This is a genomic window from Streptomyces sp. KL116D (genome assembly GCF_030766975.1).
In the GTDB taxonomy this organism is placed as follows: domain Bacteria; phylum Actinomycetota; class Actinomycetes; order Streptomycetales; family Streptomycetaceae; genus Streptomyces; species Streptomyces longispororuber_A.
In genome coordinates this window covers 339,590-356,863 of record NZ_JASERH010000035.1, presented here as the reverse complement: position 1 = coordinate 356,863, position 17,274 = coordinate 339,590, and the positions used below count along the sequence as shown (strand labels likewise).

Genomic DNA, 17,274 nt, shown 5'->3' with positions numbered 1-17,274 from the left:
AGTGGAAGAGTCGTAGCCATGCAGGTCTGGCCTGGACAGGCGTATCCGCTGGGTGCCTCGTACGACGGCGCCGGAACGAACTTCGCGGTCTTCTCGGAGGCCGCGGACCGCATCGAGCTGTGTCTGCTGCACGACGACGGTTCGGAGACCGCGGTGGAACTGCGGGAGTCCGACGCGTTCGTGCGGCACGCGTATCTGCCGGGGATCATGCCGGGGCAGCGGTACGGGTACCGCGTGCACGGCCCCTACGATCCCGTGCGCGGGCTGCGCTGCAACTCGGCGAAGCTGCTGCTCGATCCGTACGCGCGCGCCATCAGCGGGCGGATCGCGTGGGGCGAGTCGGTGTACGGGTATCCGTTCGGCTCGCCGGACAAGCGCAACGACCTGGACTCGGCGCCGCACACGATGGCGTCGGTGGTGGTCAATCCGTACTTCGACTGGGGCGACGACCGGCCGCCGCGCACCGAGTACCACGAGACCGTGCTCTACGAGGCCCATGTGAAGGGCCTGACGATGCTCCACCCGGCGCTGCCCGACGAACTGCGCGGCACGTACGCGGCGCTCGCGCACCCCGCGGTCATCGACCACCTCATCGAACTGGGCGTCACCGCGCTCGAACTGATGCCGGTCCACCAGTTCGTCAACGACCACCGTCTGGTCGACATGGACCTGAACAACTACTGGGGCTACAACACGATCGGCTTCTTCGCCCCGCACAACACGTACGCGTCCTGGGGCGACCGGGGCGAGCAGGTCCTGGAGTTCAAGTCGGCGGTCCGGGCCCTGCACCAGGCGGGCATCGAGGTCATCCTCGACGTGGTCTACAACCACACGGCCGAGGGCAACCACCTGGGCCCCACGCTCTCCTTCAAGGGCCTCGACAACGCGTCGTACTACCGCCTCGCCGACGAACCGCGCTACTACATGGACACCACGGGGACCGGGAACTCGCTGCTGATGCGGTCCCCGCACGTCCTCCAGATGATCATGGACTCGCTGCGCTACTGGGTCGAGGAGATGCACGTCGACGGCTTCCGCTTCGACCTCGCGGCCACGCTGGCGCGGCAGTTCCACGAGGTGGACCGGCTGTCGTCGTTCTTCGACCTGGTGCAGCAGGACCCGGTGGTCTCGCGGGTGAAGCTGATCGCGGAGCCGTGGGACGTCGGCGAGGGCGGCTACCAGGTGGGCAACTTCCCGCCGCTGTGGACCGAGTGGAACGGCAAGTACCGCGACACCGTGCGGGACCTGTGGCGCGGCGAGCCTCGCACGCTCGCCGAGTTCGCGGGCCGGCTCACCGGCTCGTCGGACCTCTACCAGGACGACGGGCGCCGGCCGCTGGCGTCCATCAACTTCGTGACCTGCCACGACGGTTTCACGCTGCACGACCTGGTCTCGTACAACGAGAAGCACAACGAGGCGAACGGCGAGGACAACAACGACGGCGAGTCGCACAACCGGTCGTGGAACTGCGGCGCCGAGGGCGACACCGACGATCCGGAGGTGCTCGACCTGCGGGCGCGCCAGATGCGCAACTTCGTCGCCACGCTGATGCTGTCGCAGGGCGTTCCGATGCTGAGCCACGGCGACGAGTTCGGCCGCACCCAGAGCGGTAACAACAACGCCTACTGTCAGGACAACGAGCTGGCGTGGGTGGACTGGGCGGATCCGGACGCCCCGCCGGAGCCGTTCCTGGAGTTCACGCGCGCGATGGTGAAGCTGCGCCGCGACCACCCCGTCTTCCGCAGGCGCCGCTTCTTCCACGGCCGTCCGGTGGAGGGCACGCACGACGAGCTGTCGGACATCGCCTGGTTCACGCCGGAGGGCGAGGAGATGACGCAGCAGGACTGGGGCGCGGCGCAGGCCAGGGCGCTGTCGGTGTTCCTGAACGGCAACGCGATCTCGGAGCCGGGCGAGCGCGGCGAGCGCATCCAGGACGACTCGTTCCTGCTGCTGTTCAACGCGTCGCCCGAGGAGCTGGAGTTCGTGGTCCCGGTCAACCACGGCCGGCAGTGGCGGGCGGTCGTGGACACGGCGCTGCCCGACGGGCTCCCGGCGGACGACGGCCGGAAGGTGCAGGCCGGTGACCGGCTGACGCTGCCGGGGCGCAGCCTCACGGTGCTGCGACGGCCGGCGTAGCCGGTTCGGCGGGCGCCGGCAGGGGCGGTACGCGCAGGGCGACGAGGAAGGCGAGGACCGCGGCCGCGCTGCCGACCGCGAACGCGGCGGCGGGCCCGTGGGCCTGCGCGAGACGCCCCGCCACGGCGAGCGTGACGGCCTGCCCGCCGACGAACGCGCTCGCGGCGACCGTCATGCCCTCGGCGAGCCGGGCGCGCGGCACGGCGCGCTCGGTGAGCCCGAACCCGGTGATCAGGTTGGGGGCGAACAGGGCGCCGAAGAGGGTCACGACGACGTACAGGAGCGGCATGCTGTGCGTGACGATCAGCGGGAGCGACAGGAGCGCCGCGGCGCCGGTGGCGACGCGCCAGCGGGCGGGCAGCGCGAACCGCTCCGGCACCGCCGCCATGGCCAGGCCGACGACCGCGCTCATCACCCCCATGGCGGCGTAGACGAGCCCCGCCTGGTCCTCGTGGCCCAGCTCCTGGGTGAGCGCGGTGATGCCGGCGCCGCAGCCGCCCAGCAGGACGCCGAGGAGGACGAGCCCGACGCGCACCACGTGGACCTGGCGCGGCATCCGGGTACGGTCCCCGCTCCGCGCGCGCGGCCGGCCGGCCGCGGCGGTCCGGGGCACGGCGGCGGCCGTCGGGTGCACGGCGAAGGCGGTGCCGCAGACGGCGACCAGGAGGGCGGCGGCGCCGAACGCGTAGGCGGGGTGCGCGACCACGGAGGCGACGCCGATCAGGGCGGGGCCCAGCACGAAGGACAGCTCGTCCATCGTCGACTCCAGGGACAGCACGGCGTTCACGGCCCGCTCGTCGCCGCCCGCGCGGCGCACGAGGGCGACGCCGCGGGCGCGCGCGAGGGGGCCGATCCCGGGCACGGTGGCACCCGCGAGGACGCCGAGCGCGACCAGGAGGGGCGTCGGCAGGTCCCGCAGGGCGCCGAGCGTGTAGCCCGCCACGGCCAGGGAGTTCGCCAGGGCGAAGGCGAGCACGACGGGGCGCTGGCCACGCCGGTCGGCGAGGCGTCCCACGAAGGGGCCCATGGCGACCTGGCCGAGCGCGAGGGCGCAGGCGACGGTGCCGCCGGTGGCGAGGGAGCCGCTGGTGCGGGTGACGAGGAGGACGCTGCCGAACTGGATCACCGCGACCGGCAGCCGTCCCAGGAAGGACACCAGGGGCAGCAGTCGCCCGGTCACCGCCAGCACCTGCCGGTACGTGTCGAGGGTGCTCGGTGCTTTCGTGGAGGTGCCGGTCATCGTCCGAAACTAGCGAGGTCCATTCGGGGTCATGTATGCGGTGATGACACGAAACGCGGCCCGGGGGGTACGTAGGTTCGCATGACGCCTCAGCATCCGACGGCCACGTACCGGCTCCAGCTCCAGCCGGACTTCGGTTTCGCGGCGGCCGCGGCCGCCGTCCCCTACCTCGCCTCCCTCGGGGTCTCGCACCTGCACCTGTCCCCCGTCCTGGAAGCCGTGCCCGGATCGGTCCACGGGTACGACGTCGTGGACCACGCGCGCGTGCGCGAGGAACTGGGCGGCGAGGAGGGGCTGCGCGCGCTGGCCCGCACCGCGCGGGGGCACGGCCTCGGACTGGTGGTGGACGTCGTGCCCAACCACATGGCGGCGTCCGTGCGGCACAACGGCCCGCTGCGGGACGTACTGCGGCACGGCCCTTCCTCTCCGTACGCGCGCTGGTTCGACATCGACTGGGCGGCGCAGAAGGGCCGGGTCCTGCTGCCGGTGCTCGCCGGCCATGTGGGCGACGAACTGGACCACTTGGCGGTGGACGGCGACGTACTGCGCTACTACGAGCACGAGTTCCCGCTGCGCGACGGCACGCGGGAGCTGCCGCTGCCCCGGCTCCTGGACGCCCAGTGGTACCGCCTGTCCTGGTGGCGGCTCGCGCGCACGGAGCTCAACTACCGGCGGTTCTTCACGATCTCGGACCTGATCGGGGTGCGGGTGGAGGACCCGGAGGTCTTCGACGCGACCCATGCGACGGTGCTGCGGCTGCTGCGCGAGGGGGTCGTGGACGGGCTCCGCGTCGACCACCCCGACGGACTGGCCGACCCGGGCGCCTATCTGCAGCGGCTGAGCGAGGCGACGGGCGGCCGGTGGACCGTCGTCGAGAAGATCCTGGCGGACGGCGAGCGGCTGCCCGCGGCCTGGCCGGTGGCCGGCACCACCGGCTACGACGCGCTGCGGCACGTCGACGGCCTGTTCGTCGACCCGGCGGGCGCCGACCAGCTCCTGGGCCTGTTCCGGCGGTTCACAGGCGCCGCGGCCGACCAGGGCGGCGAGTGGCAGGCGACCGCGCGGCGGACCGCGCGGCGGGTCGTCACGCACGAGCTGGCGGCGGAGGTGGACCGGCTGACGCGCGAGGCGGTCGCGCTGTGCGCCGAGGAGCCGGGCCTGCGCGACCACGCGCCGTGGGCGCTGCGCGCGGCCCTGTGCGAGCTGCTGGTGCGGGTGCCGGTGTACCGGCCGTACGCGACCGGGGGCGCCGACCCCGGGACGGTCCTGACGGCGGCAGCGGCGGCGGAGGCCGAGGGGGCGTTCGCGGTGCCCGAGGAGGCGCGGGCGGTGGGCGCCGTACGGGAGCTGGCGCTCGGGCGGCGCGGCGACGGCCCGCGGCACACGGCGTTCCGCGACCGGTTCGCGCAGACCGCGTCGGCCCTGCGCGCCAAGTCGGTCGAGGACGCGGCGTTCTACCGGTTCACGCCGCTCCTGTCGGCCCTGGAGGTCGGCGGCAGCCCGGAGAGTCCCGCGGTGCCGGCCGGGACGTTCCACGCGTACTGCGCGCGCGTGCAGCGGGACTGGCCCTACACGTCGACGGCGCTGTCCACGCACGACACCAAGCGCAGCGCCGACGTGCGGGCGGGCATCGCGGTCCTCACGCAGTGCCCGGAGCGGTGGGAGGCGCTGCTGGCCGAGGTGACGGAGCGGACCGCGCACGGCGGCGGCACGAGCGCGCCCGACCCGCAACTGGCGTGGGCGGCCTGGCAGTCCGTGGCCGGGCTCGGCCCCGCCGAACCGGAGCGGCTCCAGCAGGCGATGCTCAAGCACGCGCGCGAGGCGGGCCTGTTCACCACGTGGACGGAGCAGGACGCCGCCTACGAGAGCGCCGTGCGCGACTTCGTGGCGTCCGGCCCGTGCGGCCCGCCCGGGGACGCGGTGCTGCGCCTGACGGCCGAGCTGGAGCCCCATGTACGGGCCAACGTCCTGGGCGCGGCCCTGGTCCACCTCACGATGCCGGGCGTGCCGGACCTCTACCAGGGCACCGAGTACGACTACCGCGCCCTGGTGGACCCCGACAACCGGGCGCCCGCCCGGTTCGACGCGAAGGACGGCGGGCCGCATTCCGCGGAGAAGGCGGCGCTCACCGGGACGGCCCTGCGGCTGCGCGCGGAGCACCCCGAGTGGTTCGGCGGCGCGGGCACGTACGAGGCGCTGCCGGCCGAGGGCCCGGGCGCGGCGCACTGTCTGGGCTACGGGCGGTCGGGCCGGGTGGTCGTGGCGGTGACCCGGCTGTCGCTGCGGCTGGCCGGGGCGGGCGGCTGGCGGGACACGGAGCTGCCGCTGCCGGCCGGCGAGTGGTCCGAACTGCTGGTTCCCGGGCGGCGGTTCAGCGGGCGCGTACGCGTGGCGGAGCTGTTCGCGGGGCTGCCCGTGGCGCTGCTGGTCAGCGCAGACGGACCAGGAGGGCGGCAGGCGACCGGGTGAGCAGGCCTTCGTGGACGGGCCGAAAGCCCGGGGCCCAGGCCATCGCGGGCAGCGCCGCGAGGAGGGCGCGCAGGCCCGACCCCGCGGTCAGACGGGCGAGCTGGACGCCGAGGCAGCGGTGGCGGCCCGCGCCGAACGCCAGTTGGCCGGGGGCCGCGCGGAACACGTCGTAGCGGTCGGGGTCGGCGAACCGGGTCGCGTCGCGGCCGGCCGAGCCGACCAGGCACGCCACGGTGGCGCCCGCGGGTATCGTGCCGCCGCCGACCGCGACGGGGGCGAGGGCGCGGCGCAGGACGACGTGCACGGCCGGGTCGCGGCGCAGCGACTCGGCCCAGGCGGCGTCGACGAGGTCGGGCCGGGACCGGACGAGCGCCAACTGGCGCGGGTGGTCGAGCAGGTTGGCGAGGAACGAGGCCAGGGCCCGGTCGGTGGCCTCGCCGCCCGCGCCGAGCAGCGTCGCCACGAGTCCGGTGACCGCCTCGTCGGACAGCGGGCGCCCGTCGGCCCGCGCGGTGCACAGGATCGACAGGAGGTCGTCGCCGGGGCGCACCCGCCGTCGGGTGACGTGGGGGCGCAGGAAGGCGTCGAGGTCGCCCGGCGCGCCGCCCAGGTGGGTCAGGCCCGCGCGGCACCAGGCGGTGACGCGGGCGGTGTCCTCGGGGGGCAGGCCGAGCGCGGCCACCACGGCGGCGGCGGGCAGCCAGTGGCAGAACTCCTCGACCAGGTCGGCCTCCTGGTGCCGGACGAGACGGCGGGCGAGCACGTAGGCGGTCCGTTCGACGCCCGCCTTGAGCACGGCCAGGGCCCGGCCCTGGAGGGCCGGGGAGACGAGCGCGCGGTGCGCGGCGTGGGTGGCCTCTTCCAGGTGGGCGAGCGTGCGGCCGGGCGGCGGCGCGACCAGGCGGGGGTCGGCGAGGGCCGAGCGCACGTCCCCGTAGCGGCTCAGGAGCCAGGCCCCGAAGGGCTCGTCGTACAGGAGGGGCCGGGCGTCCCTGAGCGTGCGGTACAGCGGGTACGGGTCACGGACGACGGCCGGGTCCACGAGGCTCGGCGGCGCGGCGGCCGGGGGCGCCGCGGCGGGGGCCGCCGCGGGCCGGGCGGCGGGTCCGGGAGGGCACAGCACCGCGGGCCTCCCACTCTCTGCATGCCTTCGGGCGTGTCGGGCGTGTCTGACGTGTCTGACGTGGTTGGCGTGTCTGACGCGTCTGACGCGTCTGACGTGTCTGACGTGTCTGACGTGTCTGGCGTGTCTGGCGTGTCCGACGTGTCTGACGTGTCTGGGTGCCGGTGCGCGCATTGTGCTGCGCGCGGCTGCTCCCAGCGGACCACCGCGGGCCGCGCCGCGCCCTCCCCGTACGGCCGTACGAGTGACGGGGGCGACGCTCCGCGGTGATCGGGCGGCGGCGCGTGGCGGCGGCCGGGGCATCCGCCACGGAGGGCCTTGGGACCGCCGCTGCGGCCCTCGGGGCGGTCGGGCGGAGCTTTGGGCCACCGGGCGGCCGGAACCGCCGGAGACGGCCGTGGCGGGATCCGGCGCCGTCGGCCGGTCCGCGCGAGGGCCGGGGCACGAGTCACGGGGCACGGGGCACGGGGCACGATGCCCGGGTCACGCACATCGCGACGATTGCGAAGATCGCGAAGTTCCGGGTGAGCGGCCTGCCTTCGACGCGCGTGGCCGGGGCATGCTGCAAGGAAAGGGAGATGGCGTGACGATCGTCGTGGCGCAGGGCGTCGCCGGGCCCCAGCGGCGTCCGGCCGGCCCCGACGGGCCGGCGACGATCGCGGCGAGCGGGCCCTGCGCCGGGCGGGAGACCGGAACGGGCGACGTGACACGGCACATCCACGTGCTCCTCGGCCGCCCCGGGGCGGGCGGGGAAACGTTCCCCGCGCACGCGGGGTGCGACCCGCACCGGCCTCGAGCATCGGTATAGGCCTTCTTGACAGGCGTGGCCCGGCGTGGGGTACTGCGGATTGCTGACGCCGGGAGCACCAACGGGGGTGAGTCACCTGACGGAGCAGCGGTACCCCACCTCGGCCGAACTGGTCCAGTCAGCGCGGGAGCTGGCGACTCATCGACCCGACCTGTGCCGGCTACGCACGGTCGGCACATCACGCGCGGGACGCGATCTGCACCTGCTGTCCGTCGGGCACGACCGGCGGACGGTCCTCGTCGTCGCGGGCGCGCACGCGAACGAGCCGACGGGCGGCTCCACCGTGCTGCACCTCGCCGAACGCGCGCTCCTGGACCGGGCGTTGAGAACCGACCGGTCCTGGCACTTCCTGCTCTGCGCCGACCCCGACGGCGCGGCCCTGCACGGCACCCCCGCGCCGCGCAGCCTGCTCGACTACCACCGGCGCTTCTTCCGCCCTGCGGGTCCCGAGCAGCCCGAGTGGTCCCCCTCGGTGCTGCCGCCCGACCGGCTGCCGCCCGAGACGAAGGCGCTCACCGGCATCATCGACGAACTGCGTCCCTACCTCCAGGTGTCGCTGCACGGCACCGAACTGGGCGGCAGCTGGGTGCAGTTGACCCGGGACATCCCGGGGCTCGCCGAGCCGTTCGCGAAGTCGGCGGCGGAGCTGCACATACCGGTGGAGACGGGCGCGTCGGACGCGGCGGGCTGGCCCGCGTCGGGCCCGGGCGTCCACGTGATGCCGGACCCGGACGCGCAGGCCGCGTTCCCGAGCCTGCCGGACGACGCCCGGCACTCCACCTGGCACCACGCCCACCGCTACGGCGGCTCGACGGCGATCGTCGAAGTGCCGATGTGGGCCAGCGACCTGGTCGACGACCCGGCCCCGCACCCGTCGCCCGAGCGGGCGCTGCGCAGGCTCTCGGCCCGGCTGAGCCGGGACACCCGGCTCGTCGAGGAGATCCTCGCGGAGGCGCTGCCCCGGCTGCCCGACACCGGCGGTCCGCTGCTGCGGGCGGCGCGCTGGGCGCTGAGCCTGGTGCCGGGGCTCGCGGACGACTGGGTCCAGCCGCCCCCGCCGGACGCGACGATGGCGTACGTGGGCAGCATCGACGCGTTCGCCCGGCGGCTGCCGCTGCGCGCCGCCTCGATGCTGCTGCGGGTCCTGGAGGAGGCCGACGACCTGGCCGCGCCCCGGCTCGACGCGCTGGTGACGCGCTGGTGCGACGTGTACGCGGACCGGTTCGGGGCGCGCTGGGTGCCGGTGGAGCACCAGGTCGAGCACCAGGCCAGGACGACGATCGCGGCGGTCCGGCACGCCCAGGGCTGACGGGCGGGGCGGTCAGGTCAGGTCAGGTCAGGTCACCGGTCGAACGTGAAGACCGAGCCCGTGGAGGCGTGCAGGGCGCACGCGTTGGCGAAGTTGTGCGCGTAGACGACGCGGCGGCCGTTCCACATGCCGAACGCGTACGCCGTGACCGGCTGGTAGACCATCGTGCAGGCGGTGTCCGCGACCGGGATCGCGGCGATGTCGCCTCCGGCGGCGGCCAGTTCTCGGCAGGCCCGCTCCCGGCCGGAGCGGCCCGTTCCGGCGCCCTCGTCGGCGCCCTCAGCCGTGGGGCAGCGCAGCAACGCGTGCCGGACGTCGCCGGTGGGGCCGTCGCCCTGCATGACGGAGACCCGGACCCAGTTGCCGGCCGGCGGCTCCGGCGGGGCCGCCTGCGCGGGTCCGGCGAGCGCACCGAGCAGGGCGCCGGCGGCCGCCGTGACCGCCAGGGCGCCGCGGGTCTTCGTGAGCGTGGCCAGGGCCATGGATGTCACCGTTCCTCGCGTTCGGGGTGCGCGGGCGTCCGCCCGTGCCGATGGATCCCTCGACACGGCGGACCCGCGACACAGCGGGCGCGGGGCGTCATCCACTCGAACGGGACGCCGGGAACGGTCAGTCGGCGGAGAGCCGGAACGACATCCGGCCGAAGGCGACCTGATCGCCGTCCTGCACCACCGCGGCGCCGATCACCCTGCGGCCGTTCACGGACGTGCCGTTCGTGGAGCCCAGGTCGCGCAGCACCCACATGCCGCCCTGGCGGCTCAGCTCGGCGTGCACCCGGGAGACCGACTCGTGGCTGAGCCGCAGCCCGTTGGCCGGGTCGCGGCCGATGCGCAGCGGGTACGGGTTGACGACCGGCGGCAGCAGCAGCTTCGGCAGCCGCTCCACGGTCCACGCCCTGCGCAGCCGCACCGTGAACCCGGAGACCGCTCCCACGGCGCCGAACAGCGCCCGCGTCCACCCCTTCTCGGTGTGCAGGTCGGCGGTGAGCGCGGCGAGTTCGTCGGTGCGGCGGGCGGTGAGCGCCAGCTCCACGCGGCGCACGAACGTGTCGTGCGAGAGCCGGCCGAGCGCGACTCCGTCCCTGAGCACCTTCAGCGCACGGTCCCGCTCGGCGTCGGACAGCCGCGCCGGGTGCGTGTGGTGTTCGAAGGAGGACGTCACGGTGGTGATTGTCGGGCAGCGCGGCCGGGGTGTCCAGAAAACGAAGTGCGTCACCCCCGTCCCGGGTCCCGCGCGGGACGTCCCTTTTCGTGTGAGACGGGCCGCACCTCGCGGAATCGGCCCCGCGACGATCAAGCGTGACGCACCATGGACGCGCAGTCACCGGCCACAGACGAGGGGAACCGTCCGTGCACTTCGAGGTGTGGGCACCACAGGCCGAGCGGGTCACGCTCCACGGAGCGGGCGTCACCGGCGCGTTGGAGCGGGATCGGGACCGGCCGGGCTGGTGGGCCGGGCAGGCGGACGCCACGGACGGGACGCGGTACGGCTTCGCGCTCGACGACGGGCCCGTGCTGCCCGACCCGCGCTCGCGCCGCCAGCCCGACGGTCCCGACGGGCTGAGCGCGGTCGTCGACCACCGCAGGTACGCGTGGCGCGCCGACTGGGCGGGGCGCGGGCTGACCGGCGCCGTCCTGTACGAGCTGCACGTGGGCACGTACACGCGGGAGGGCACGCTCGACGCGGCGGCCGCACGCCTCGGCCACCTGGCCGAACTGGGCGTCACGCACGTCGAGTTGATGCCGCTCTGTCCCGTGCCGGGACGGCACGGCTGGGGCTACGACGGCGTCAGTCTGTGGGCGGTGCACGAGCCGTACGGCGGGCCGGAGGCGCTGAAGCGTTTTGTCGACACCGCGCACGAGCACGGCCTCGGGGTCGTGCTCGACGTCGTGCACAACCACCTGGGCCCGTCGGGCAACCACCTGTCGGCGTACGGCCCGTACTTCACCGACACCCACCACACGCCGTGGGGCAGCGCGGTGAACCTGGACGCGCCCGGCTCCGACGAGGTCCGCGCGTTCCTGATCGGCAGCGCGCTGGCCTGGCTGCGCGACTACCGCGTCGACGGGCTGCGCCTCGACGCGATCCACGAGCTCCACGACCAGCGGGCCCTGCCGTTCCTGGAGGAGCTGTCGGCGGCCGTCGACGGGCTCGCCGGGCAGCTGGACCGCCCGCTGTTCCTGATCGGCGAGTCCGACCTCGGCGACCCACGGGTCGTCACGCCGCGCGCCGAGGGCGGCCTCGGCCTGCACGCGCAGTGGAACGACGACGTGCACCACGCGATCCACGCCGCCGTCACCGGTGAACGGCAGGGCTACTACGCGGACTTCGCGCGCGCCCCGCTCGCGGCCGTCGCCAAGACGCTCACCCACGGCTTCTTCCACGACGGCACGTTCTCGTCGTTCCGCGACCGGCACCACGGGCGTCCGCTGGACCGCACCCGGGTCCCGGCGCACCGTCTCCTCGCGTACACGCAGACCCACGACCAGGTCGGCAACCGCGCGCAGGGCGACCGGCTCTCGGCCTCCCTCTCCCCCGGTCTGCTGGCGTGCGCGGCGACGCTGGTCCTGACGGGGCCGTTCACGCCGATGCTGTTCATGGGCGAGGAGTGGGCGGCCGGCACGCCGTGGCAGTACTTCACGGACCACACGGATCCGGGGCTCGCCGATGCCGTGCGCAAGGGCAGGCGGCGGGAGTTCGCGGCGCACGGGTGGGCCGAGGAGGACGTGCCCGATCCGCAGAACCCCGCCACGCGTGAGCGGTCCTGTCTCGACTGGTCCGAGCCCGGGACCGGGCACCATGCGCGGGTGCTCGCGTGGTACCGGGAGCTGATCGCCCTGCGGCGCGCCCGGACGGATCTGCAGGATCCGGATCTGGCGGCGGTGCGGGTCGCGTACGACGAGGAGGCCCGGTGGATCGCCTATCGGCGCGGTGATCTGCGGGTGGCGGTGAACCTGTCCGGGGCGCCGGTGTCGATTCCGCTGGGGCGGCCCGTGGCGCAGGTCCTGGCGGCGTGGGACCCGGTCGAACTCCCCGTCTCCGACGGCACCCTGACGGTCCCCCCGGAGTCGAGCGTGATCGCGGTGGCCCCGTAGCCCACCCGGCCGGACGAGCGTCCGCAGCTCCGGCGGGGGCTGGTCGCGCAGTTCCCCGCGCCCCTGACGTACCGACTGCGTCTGCCGGCCGGAATCTCGTCGCGGGCTGCGGGCCGGTGGGGGTTGCTCGCGCAGTTCCCCGCGCCCCCGAAATACCGACTGCATCTGCCGGCCGGGATCTCGTCGCGGGCTGCGGGCCGGTGGGGGTTGCTCGCGCAGTTCCCCGCGCCCCTGAAAGGCACACTTCGTGTGCCATCCCAGGGGGCGCCCGATGGGGCAGCGGCGAAGCCGCATGCTCCAGGGGCGCGGGGAACTGCGCGAGAAGCCCACACCGGCCCGCGGCCCGCGACGCAAGAGGGACACGGCGGACGAAACCGGCTCACCCCTCCGACACCAGCTCCAGCAGAATCGCCTCCCACGCCCGCTCCAACTGCACGCGCAGCAACCCCACCGGACTCGCCCCGTCCGCCCCGTACAACCGATCCGCGAGCCGCACCACCGCATCGCACCGCGCCAGCCACAACCCCCGCAGACACACCCGCGGCCCGTACCCGGCGAGCGTCGCCGACCGGACGGCGGCCCGCGCCCCTACCGCGATCGCCAGCCCCGCGATGTCCTCCGCCGGATCACCCACCACCGCGTCGGCCCAGTCCAGCACCCCCCGCACCCGCCCGTCCGCCGACACCGTCAGGTGCTCGCCCTTGAGGTCGTGGTGGACGAGCACCGCGTCGGCCTGCGGCCCGAGCTGCACCACGGCGTGCCCGGTCAGCTGCCGCAGGCGTTCCGCGTCGAACTCGCCGTCCCCGTCCAGCTTCCGGGCCGCGGCGCCCGCCGCGCGGCGCAGGTTCTCCAGGGAGCGCGGCGCCGTCTTCGGCACCCCGAGCGCCACGGCCCGGCCGACCGGCACCGCCCGCAACCCGGTGAGCAGCCCCGCGAGGTCCTCCTCGCCGGCCGCGGTGACATCACGCCCCTCCGCCGACTCGCCGGTCAGCCGGGTGTCGAGGGTGTACGCGAGACCCGGCGCCCACTCCCCGGCGGCGACGCACGCGGGCACGGCGACGGTGACGTAGGGGCGGACGAGGTCACGGACGCGGACCTCGCGGCGCAGTCCGGGCGAGATCCGCCCGTCGGGCGCGAGCCGCAGCACGTGCTTGGCGCCGACCCACCAGGTGGAGTGCTCGCCGCCCTCGGTGACGGGGCGCACCTCGATGCCGCCGCCGTCCGGGAGCAGGCTCTCCAGGAGGCGGCGCACCGTGTCCGTGTCGGCGGTCGGCTGTTCCGGGGTCGGCGGCATGGCGGGTCAGCCGACGACGGCCAGCTCGCGCGCGGTGCTGTTGAGGCGCCGGCCGCCGTCCTCGGTGACGGTGACGATGTCCTCGATGCGGACGCCGAAGCGGCCGGGCAGGTAGATCCCCGGCTCGACGGAGAAGCACATGCCGGGCACCAGTTCCTGCTCCTCGCCCTCGATCATGTACGGGGGTTCGTGCGTGGTGACGCCGATGCCGTGTCCGGTGCGGTGGATGAAGTACTCGCCGTACCCGGCGTCGGTGATGACCTTGCGGGCGACGCGGTCGACGTCCTGGCAGGCGATGCCGGGCCGCACGGCGTCGCAGGCGGCGGTCTGCGCCTCGCGCACGATGTCGTGGACCCTGCGCTCCTCGGCGGTGGGTTCGCCGACGTGCACGGTGCGGGTCGTGTCGGAGCCGTAGCCGTGCTTGAGGCCGCCGAAGTCGAGCACGACCATGTCGCCGTCCTGGATGACGCGGTCGCTCGCCTCGTGGTGCGGGTTGGCGCCGTTGGGCCCGGAGCCGACGACGGTGAAGTCGACCTGCGAGTGCCCGAACTGCCGGAGCAGCGCGGCGAGTTCGCGGGCGATGTCGTTCTCCTCGCGGCCCGCGAACGTGACCTTCTTGATCTCCTCGTACGTGGCGTCGGCGGCGGCGCCCGCGGCGGCGAGGCGCTCCAGTTCGGCGGCGTCCTTGACGGCGCGCAGCATCGGGAGCGCCTCGGTCAGGGACACGTACGAGGTGTCGGGCAGCGTCTTCTGCAGGCCCAGCAGGTGCATCGCCCAGGCGTTGTCGCTGACGCCGAAGCGGCCGGCGACGTCGAGCAGCGGGGCGGCGACCCCGTACGGGTCGACGCCGTCGGTCCAGTCGCGCAGCGCCATCGCGCCGGCGCCCGCGGCCTTCGCGGCGTCGGGGGCCTCCAGCTTGGGGACGACGAGCGTGGGCTCCTGTCCCGCGGCGAGGACGAGGAGGGTGAGCCGCTCGGTGTCGGCGGGCACGTGGTAGCCGGTGAGCCAGACCAGGTCGGGGCCCGGCGCGACCAGTACTCCGGCGAGCCCGGCGTCGGCGGCGGACTGCGCGGCCCGGTCCATGCGGGTCTTGTAGTCGGCGGCGGTGAAGGGCGCGGGTGTACCGGTCGTCATGTCCGGGCCTCCGTACGGATGCGGGTGTGCGGGTCTACGGGCAGCATCCTGCCCGCCCGTGCGGGACGGCGCGAGTCCACCCCATGGCCATGGATTCGCCCCTCCAGGACAGTCATCTAATGCCTGAGCATTGCCCAGACATTAGCTCTAATGGTTAGATCCTGATTAACCGTTAAGGACCTCCGGAGCCCGAAGGACGTACGCCATGCTTGTGCTGGCCCAGATCAGCGATCTGCACCTGGACGGGACCCCGCGCGCCACCGAGCGGGCCCGCCGTGTCATGGACCACCTGCGGGCACTGCCCGGTCCGGTGGACGCACTGCTCGTCACCGGCGACATCGCGGACCACGGCGCCGAGGCGGAGTACGAGGAAGCGGCCGAACTGCTCGGACTGCACGACGCCGGCCGCCCGTTCCCCGTCCTGCCCTGCCCCGGCAACCACGACAGCCGCGGCCCCTACCGCAAGGCACTGCTGCGCGAACCGGCCGGCGACGGCCCGGTCAACCGCGCGCACCGGGTGGGCGGGACGGCGATCCTGCTGTGCGACTCCAGCATCCCGGGCGCCGACGAGGGCGAGCTCGACGCGGAGACGTACGCCTGGATCGAGTCGGAGCTCGACGCGCTCGACGGCGGGACGCCGGTGCTGCTCGCCTTCCACCACCCGCCGGTGGCGCTGCACCATCCGCTGCCGGACCGCTACCAGCTCGGCCGGCCCCGGTCGCTGGCGGACCTGTTGGACCGGCGGCCGGAGATCGTCGCGGTGATCACCGGGCACGCCCACACGCCGGCCTCGACCACCTTCGCCGGGCGGCCGCTGGTGGTGGGTCCCGGGGTGACGTGGACGCTGCGGCTGCCCTGGGAGGGCGAGCAGGTCGCGGACCTGGACGCGCCGGTCGGTCTGGCCTTCCACGTCCTGGACGACGAACGGCGGCTGACGACCCACTTCCGGACGGTCTGACCGCTCCCCTCCCCCACTCGCGCCCGATCCCGCTCCCGCCTCTGTCCTGCCGTCAGGTCACGACACCGGGCGTCACGGCCAACTGCTGTCGGCTGCCGCTGTCGTGACGGACCGTCATGACGATTTGGTGGCCGGGGCGGGCGTCCCCGACGACGGCCGCCAGATCGCTCGCCGAGCCGATCTCCGCCTTGCCGAGGCGCACCAGGACGTCGCCGCGCACCAGTCCGGCCGTGTAGCCGGGCCCCGGCACGTGGACGGCGACGACGAGCGCGCCGGGGCCCTCGGGCGCGTCGACGACCTCCACCCCGAGGCCGCCCCGTGCGGTGGGCCGCGGGGCCGGGGCCCCGGTCGGGGGCGCGGACGACGGGGCGGGTTTCCGAGGCGGGCCGGCCGCCGCCTGCTGCTGCATCTCGGCCAGTCTGCTCATGCCGATGACCGTGGCGCCCACGGTGCCGAGGCCCACCCCGGCGAGCACCAGGACGACCGCGCAGAACAGGCCGAACAGAGCGGTGGCCAGGCGCCTGCCCCGGCGGCGCGCGGCGTGCGGGCGCCGGGGCGGCCTCTGCCGCCGCTTCCGCTCGGGGCCGCCGCCGGGGTCGGGCCCCGGCGCTCCCGGCATGGACTTGGGACGCAACGCAGTCTGTTCCATAGGTCGCTCGCCTCCGGCCAGAGCTCTACCCTCCGCTGTGGCGCGCGACGATCCACGAACGAGTGAGAGTGCCGGACCCCGCTCGAACGCGCGACGGTCCGTGCGGCTCGGCGCCCGGTTCAGCCGATCAGGGCCGCGACGAACCGGGCGGCGGGACCGCTCGGCTCCCCCGCGTGGACGAGCTCCGTACGGTGCACGACACGGGGCGCCGTCAGCGGTACCCGGACCGTGCCGGGCGCGCTGCCGGCGAGCGCGGCGGGCAGCACCGTCAGGCCGTGCCCCGCCGCCGCGAGGGCGAGCAGCGTGCGCAGGTCCGTGCCGTCGTAGCGCAGCGCCGGGCGGAAGCCGCCGCCCCCGTGGACCGCGCGCAACTGGTCGAGCGGGACGCCCGCGCCGGGGGCGTCGAGCCAGCGCGCGTCGACGAGGTCGGCCAGCCGCAGGCCGGACCGGCGGACCAGCGGATGGCGCTCCGGCAGGACGACGTGGACGGGTTCCTCGGCGACGCCGCGGGTGGTGAGCGGGGCGACGTCGGGCAGCCGGAGCGGGTCGCTGGGCGCGGCGACACCGTCCACGATCCCCAGGTCGGCGCCGCCCGTCGCGACCTCGGCGGGTATCGCGTCACGGGGCAGCACGCGCACGGTCACGGCGGTGTGCGGCAGCAGCGCGGCGGTCCGGTCGCGCAGCGCTGTCGGCGTGACGGCGAGGGTCAGCCCCTGCCCGGGAGCCGCCGCGGTGCGCCGGACGTCGGCGCGGGCCGCGTCCAGGCGCAGCAGCAGCGGCGCGGCGTGTTCGAGCAGCCGCTCGCCCGCCGGGGTCGGGACGACGGGACGGCGGGTGAGGAGCGGGGCCCCGAGGTCCTGTTCCAGCGCCGCGATCTGCTGCGAGACGGCGGACTGGGTGTAGCCGAGGGCGTCGGCGGCGGCCGAGAAGGAGGCGAGGCGGGCGACGGTGACGTAGGTGCGCAGCAGGTGCGGGTCCATGCCGTCCATGATCCCGGACCGCATCAGGAACGCTTATGGAGAGTGCAGTTTTCATCGTTGGACGTGAATCGGGCCGCGC

14 protein-coding genes are annotated in these 17,274 nt (G+C 74.8%); 6 read left to right on the top strand and 8 right to left on the bottom strand.

Annotated features, from left to right (window positions below; genetic code table 11):
* The first annotated feature begins 18 nt into the window (after positions 1 to 18).
* Positions 19 to 2,136, top strand: a complete 2,118-nt coding sequence (gene glgX / locus RBJ77_RS14755) for a glycogen debranching protein GlgX (RefSeq protein WP_372345435.1) — start codon at positions 19 to 21, stop codon at positions 2,134 to 2,136.
* Here the strand turns inward: glgX and RBJ77_RS14750 are convergent.
* Positions 2,111 to 3,376, bottom strand: a complete 1,266-nt coding sequence (locus RBJ77_RS14750; RefSeq protein WP_372345434.1) for an MFS transporter — start codon at positions 3,374 to 3,376, stop codon at positions 2,111 to 2,113. The two genes, glgX and RBJ77_RS14750, sit on opposite strands and share 26 nt — an antisense overlap.
* Positions 3,377 to 3,457: 81 nt before the next feature.
* Between RBJ77_RS14750 and treY the strand changes: the two genes are divergently transcribed.
* Entirely contained in the window at positions 3,458 to 5,845 is a 2,388-nt protein-coding gene (gene treY / locus RBJ77_RS14745) for a malto-oligosyltrehalose synthase (RefSeq protein ID WP_372345433.1), read from the top strand.
* Here the strand turns inward: treY and RBJ77_RS14740 are convergent.
* Positions 5,805 to 6,968: a cytochrome P450 gene (locus tag RBJ77_RS14740; protein ID WP_372345432.1), complete on the bottom strand. Its 1,164-nt coding sequence runs from the start codon at positions 6,966 to 6,968 to the stop codon at positions 5,805 to 5,807. The two genes, treY and RBJ77_RS14740, sit on opposite strands and share 41 nt — an antisense overlap.
* A 583-nt stretch (positions 6,969 to 7,551) precedes the next feature.
* Here RBJ77_RS14740 and RBJ77_RS14735 point away from each other — a divergent pair.
* Complete coding sequence (locus RBJ77_RS14735) at positions 7,552 to 7,776, top strand: hypothetical protein (protein ID WP_372345431.1); 225 nt, start codon at positions 7,552 to 7,554, stop codon at positions 7,774 to 7,776.
* Between the two features lie 67 nt (positions 7,777 to 7,843).
* Entirely contained in the window at positions 7,844 to 9,085 is a 1,242-nt protein-coding gene (locus RBJ77_RS14730; protein WP_372345430.1) for a M14 family zinc carboxypeptidase, read from the top strand.
* Positions 9,086 to 9,117: 32 nt separating this feature from the next.
* Here the strand turns inward: RBJ77_RS14730 and RBJ77_RS14725 are convergent, their stop codons facing one another.
* Together RBJ77_RS14725 and RBJ77_RS14720 are read right to left on the bottom strand one after the other, a co-directional pair.
* Entirely contained in the window at positions 9,118 to 9,567 is a 450-nt protein-coding gene (locus RBJ77_RS14725; RefSeq protein ID WP_372345429.1) for an SSI family serine proteinase inhibitor, read from the bottom strand.
* 127 nt (positions 9,568 to 9,694) lie between these two features.
* Entirely contained in the window at positions 9,695 to 10,246 is a 552-nt protein-coding gene (locus RBJ77_RS14720; protein WP_255981303.1) for a DUF1707 and FHA domain-containing protein, read from the bottom strand.
* Between the two features lie 188 nt (positions 10,247 to 10,434).
* Between RBJ77_RS14720 and treZ the strand changes: the two genes are divergently transcribed.
* Complete coding sequence (gene treZ, locus RBJ77_RS14715; protein WP_372345428.1) at positions 10,435 to 12,180, top strand: malto-oligosyltrehalose trehalohydrolase; 1,746 nt, start codon at positions 10,435 to 10,437, stop codon at positions 12,178 to 12,180.
* 379 nt (positions 12,181 to 12,559) lie between these two features.
* Here the strand turns inward: treZ and RBJ77_RS14710 are convergent, their stop codons facing one another.
* Complete coding sequence (locus tag RBJ77_RS14710) at positions 12,560 to 13,474, bottom strand: phosphotransferase family protein (protein WP_372345427.1); 915 nt, start codon at positions 13,472 to 13,474, stop codon at positions 12,560 to 12,562.
* Positions 13,475 to 13,480: 6 nt separating this feature from the next.
* Positions 13,481 to 14,608 (bottom strand): aminopeptidase P family protein, encoded by a 1,128-nt coding sequence (locus RBJ77_RS14705; protein ID WP_372345426.1) that lies wholly within the window; start codon positions 14,606 to 14,608, stop codon positions 13,481 to 13,483.
* A 205-nt stretch (positions 14,609 to 14,813) separates the two neighbouring features.
* On the opposite strand from RBJ77_RS14705, the gene RBJ77_RS14700 reads away from it, so the two are divergent.
* On the top strand, positions 14,814 to 15,566 hold the full coding sequence (locus tag RBJ77_RS14700; RefSeq protein WP_372345425.1) for a metallophosphoesterase: 753 nt from the start codon (positions 14,814 to 14,816) through the stop codon (positions 15,564 to 15,566).
* Positions 15,567 to 15,618: 52 nt separating this feature from the next.
* On the opposite strand, the gene RBJ77_RS14695 is transcribed toward RBJ77_RS14700, so the two are convergent.
* Both RBJ77_RS14695 and RBJ77_RS14690 read right to left on the bottom strand, forming a co-directional pair.
* Complete coding sequence (locus RBJ77_RS14695; protein WP_372345424.1) at positions 15,619 to 16,215, bottom strand: PDZ domain-containing protein; 597 nt, start codon at positions 16,213 to 16,215, stop codon at positions 15,619 to 15,621.
* A gap of 119 nt (positions 16,216 to 16,334) precedes the next feature.
* On the bottom strand, positions 16,335 to 17,195 hold the full coding sequence (locus RBJ77_RS14690; RefSeq protein ID WP_372345466.1) for a LysR family transcriptional regulator: 861 nt from the start codon (positions 17,193 to 17,195) through the stop codon (positions 16,335 to 16,337).
* Between the last annotated feature and the right edge of the window lie 79 nt (positions 17,196 to 17,274).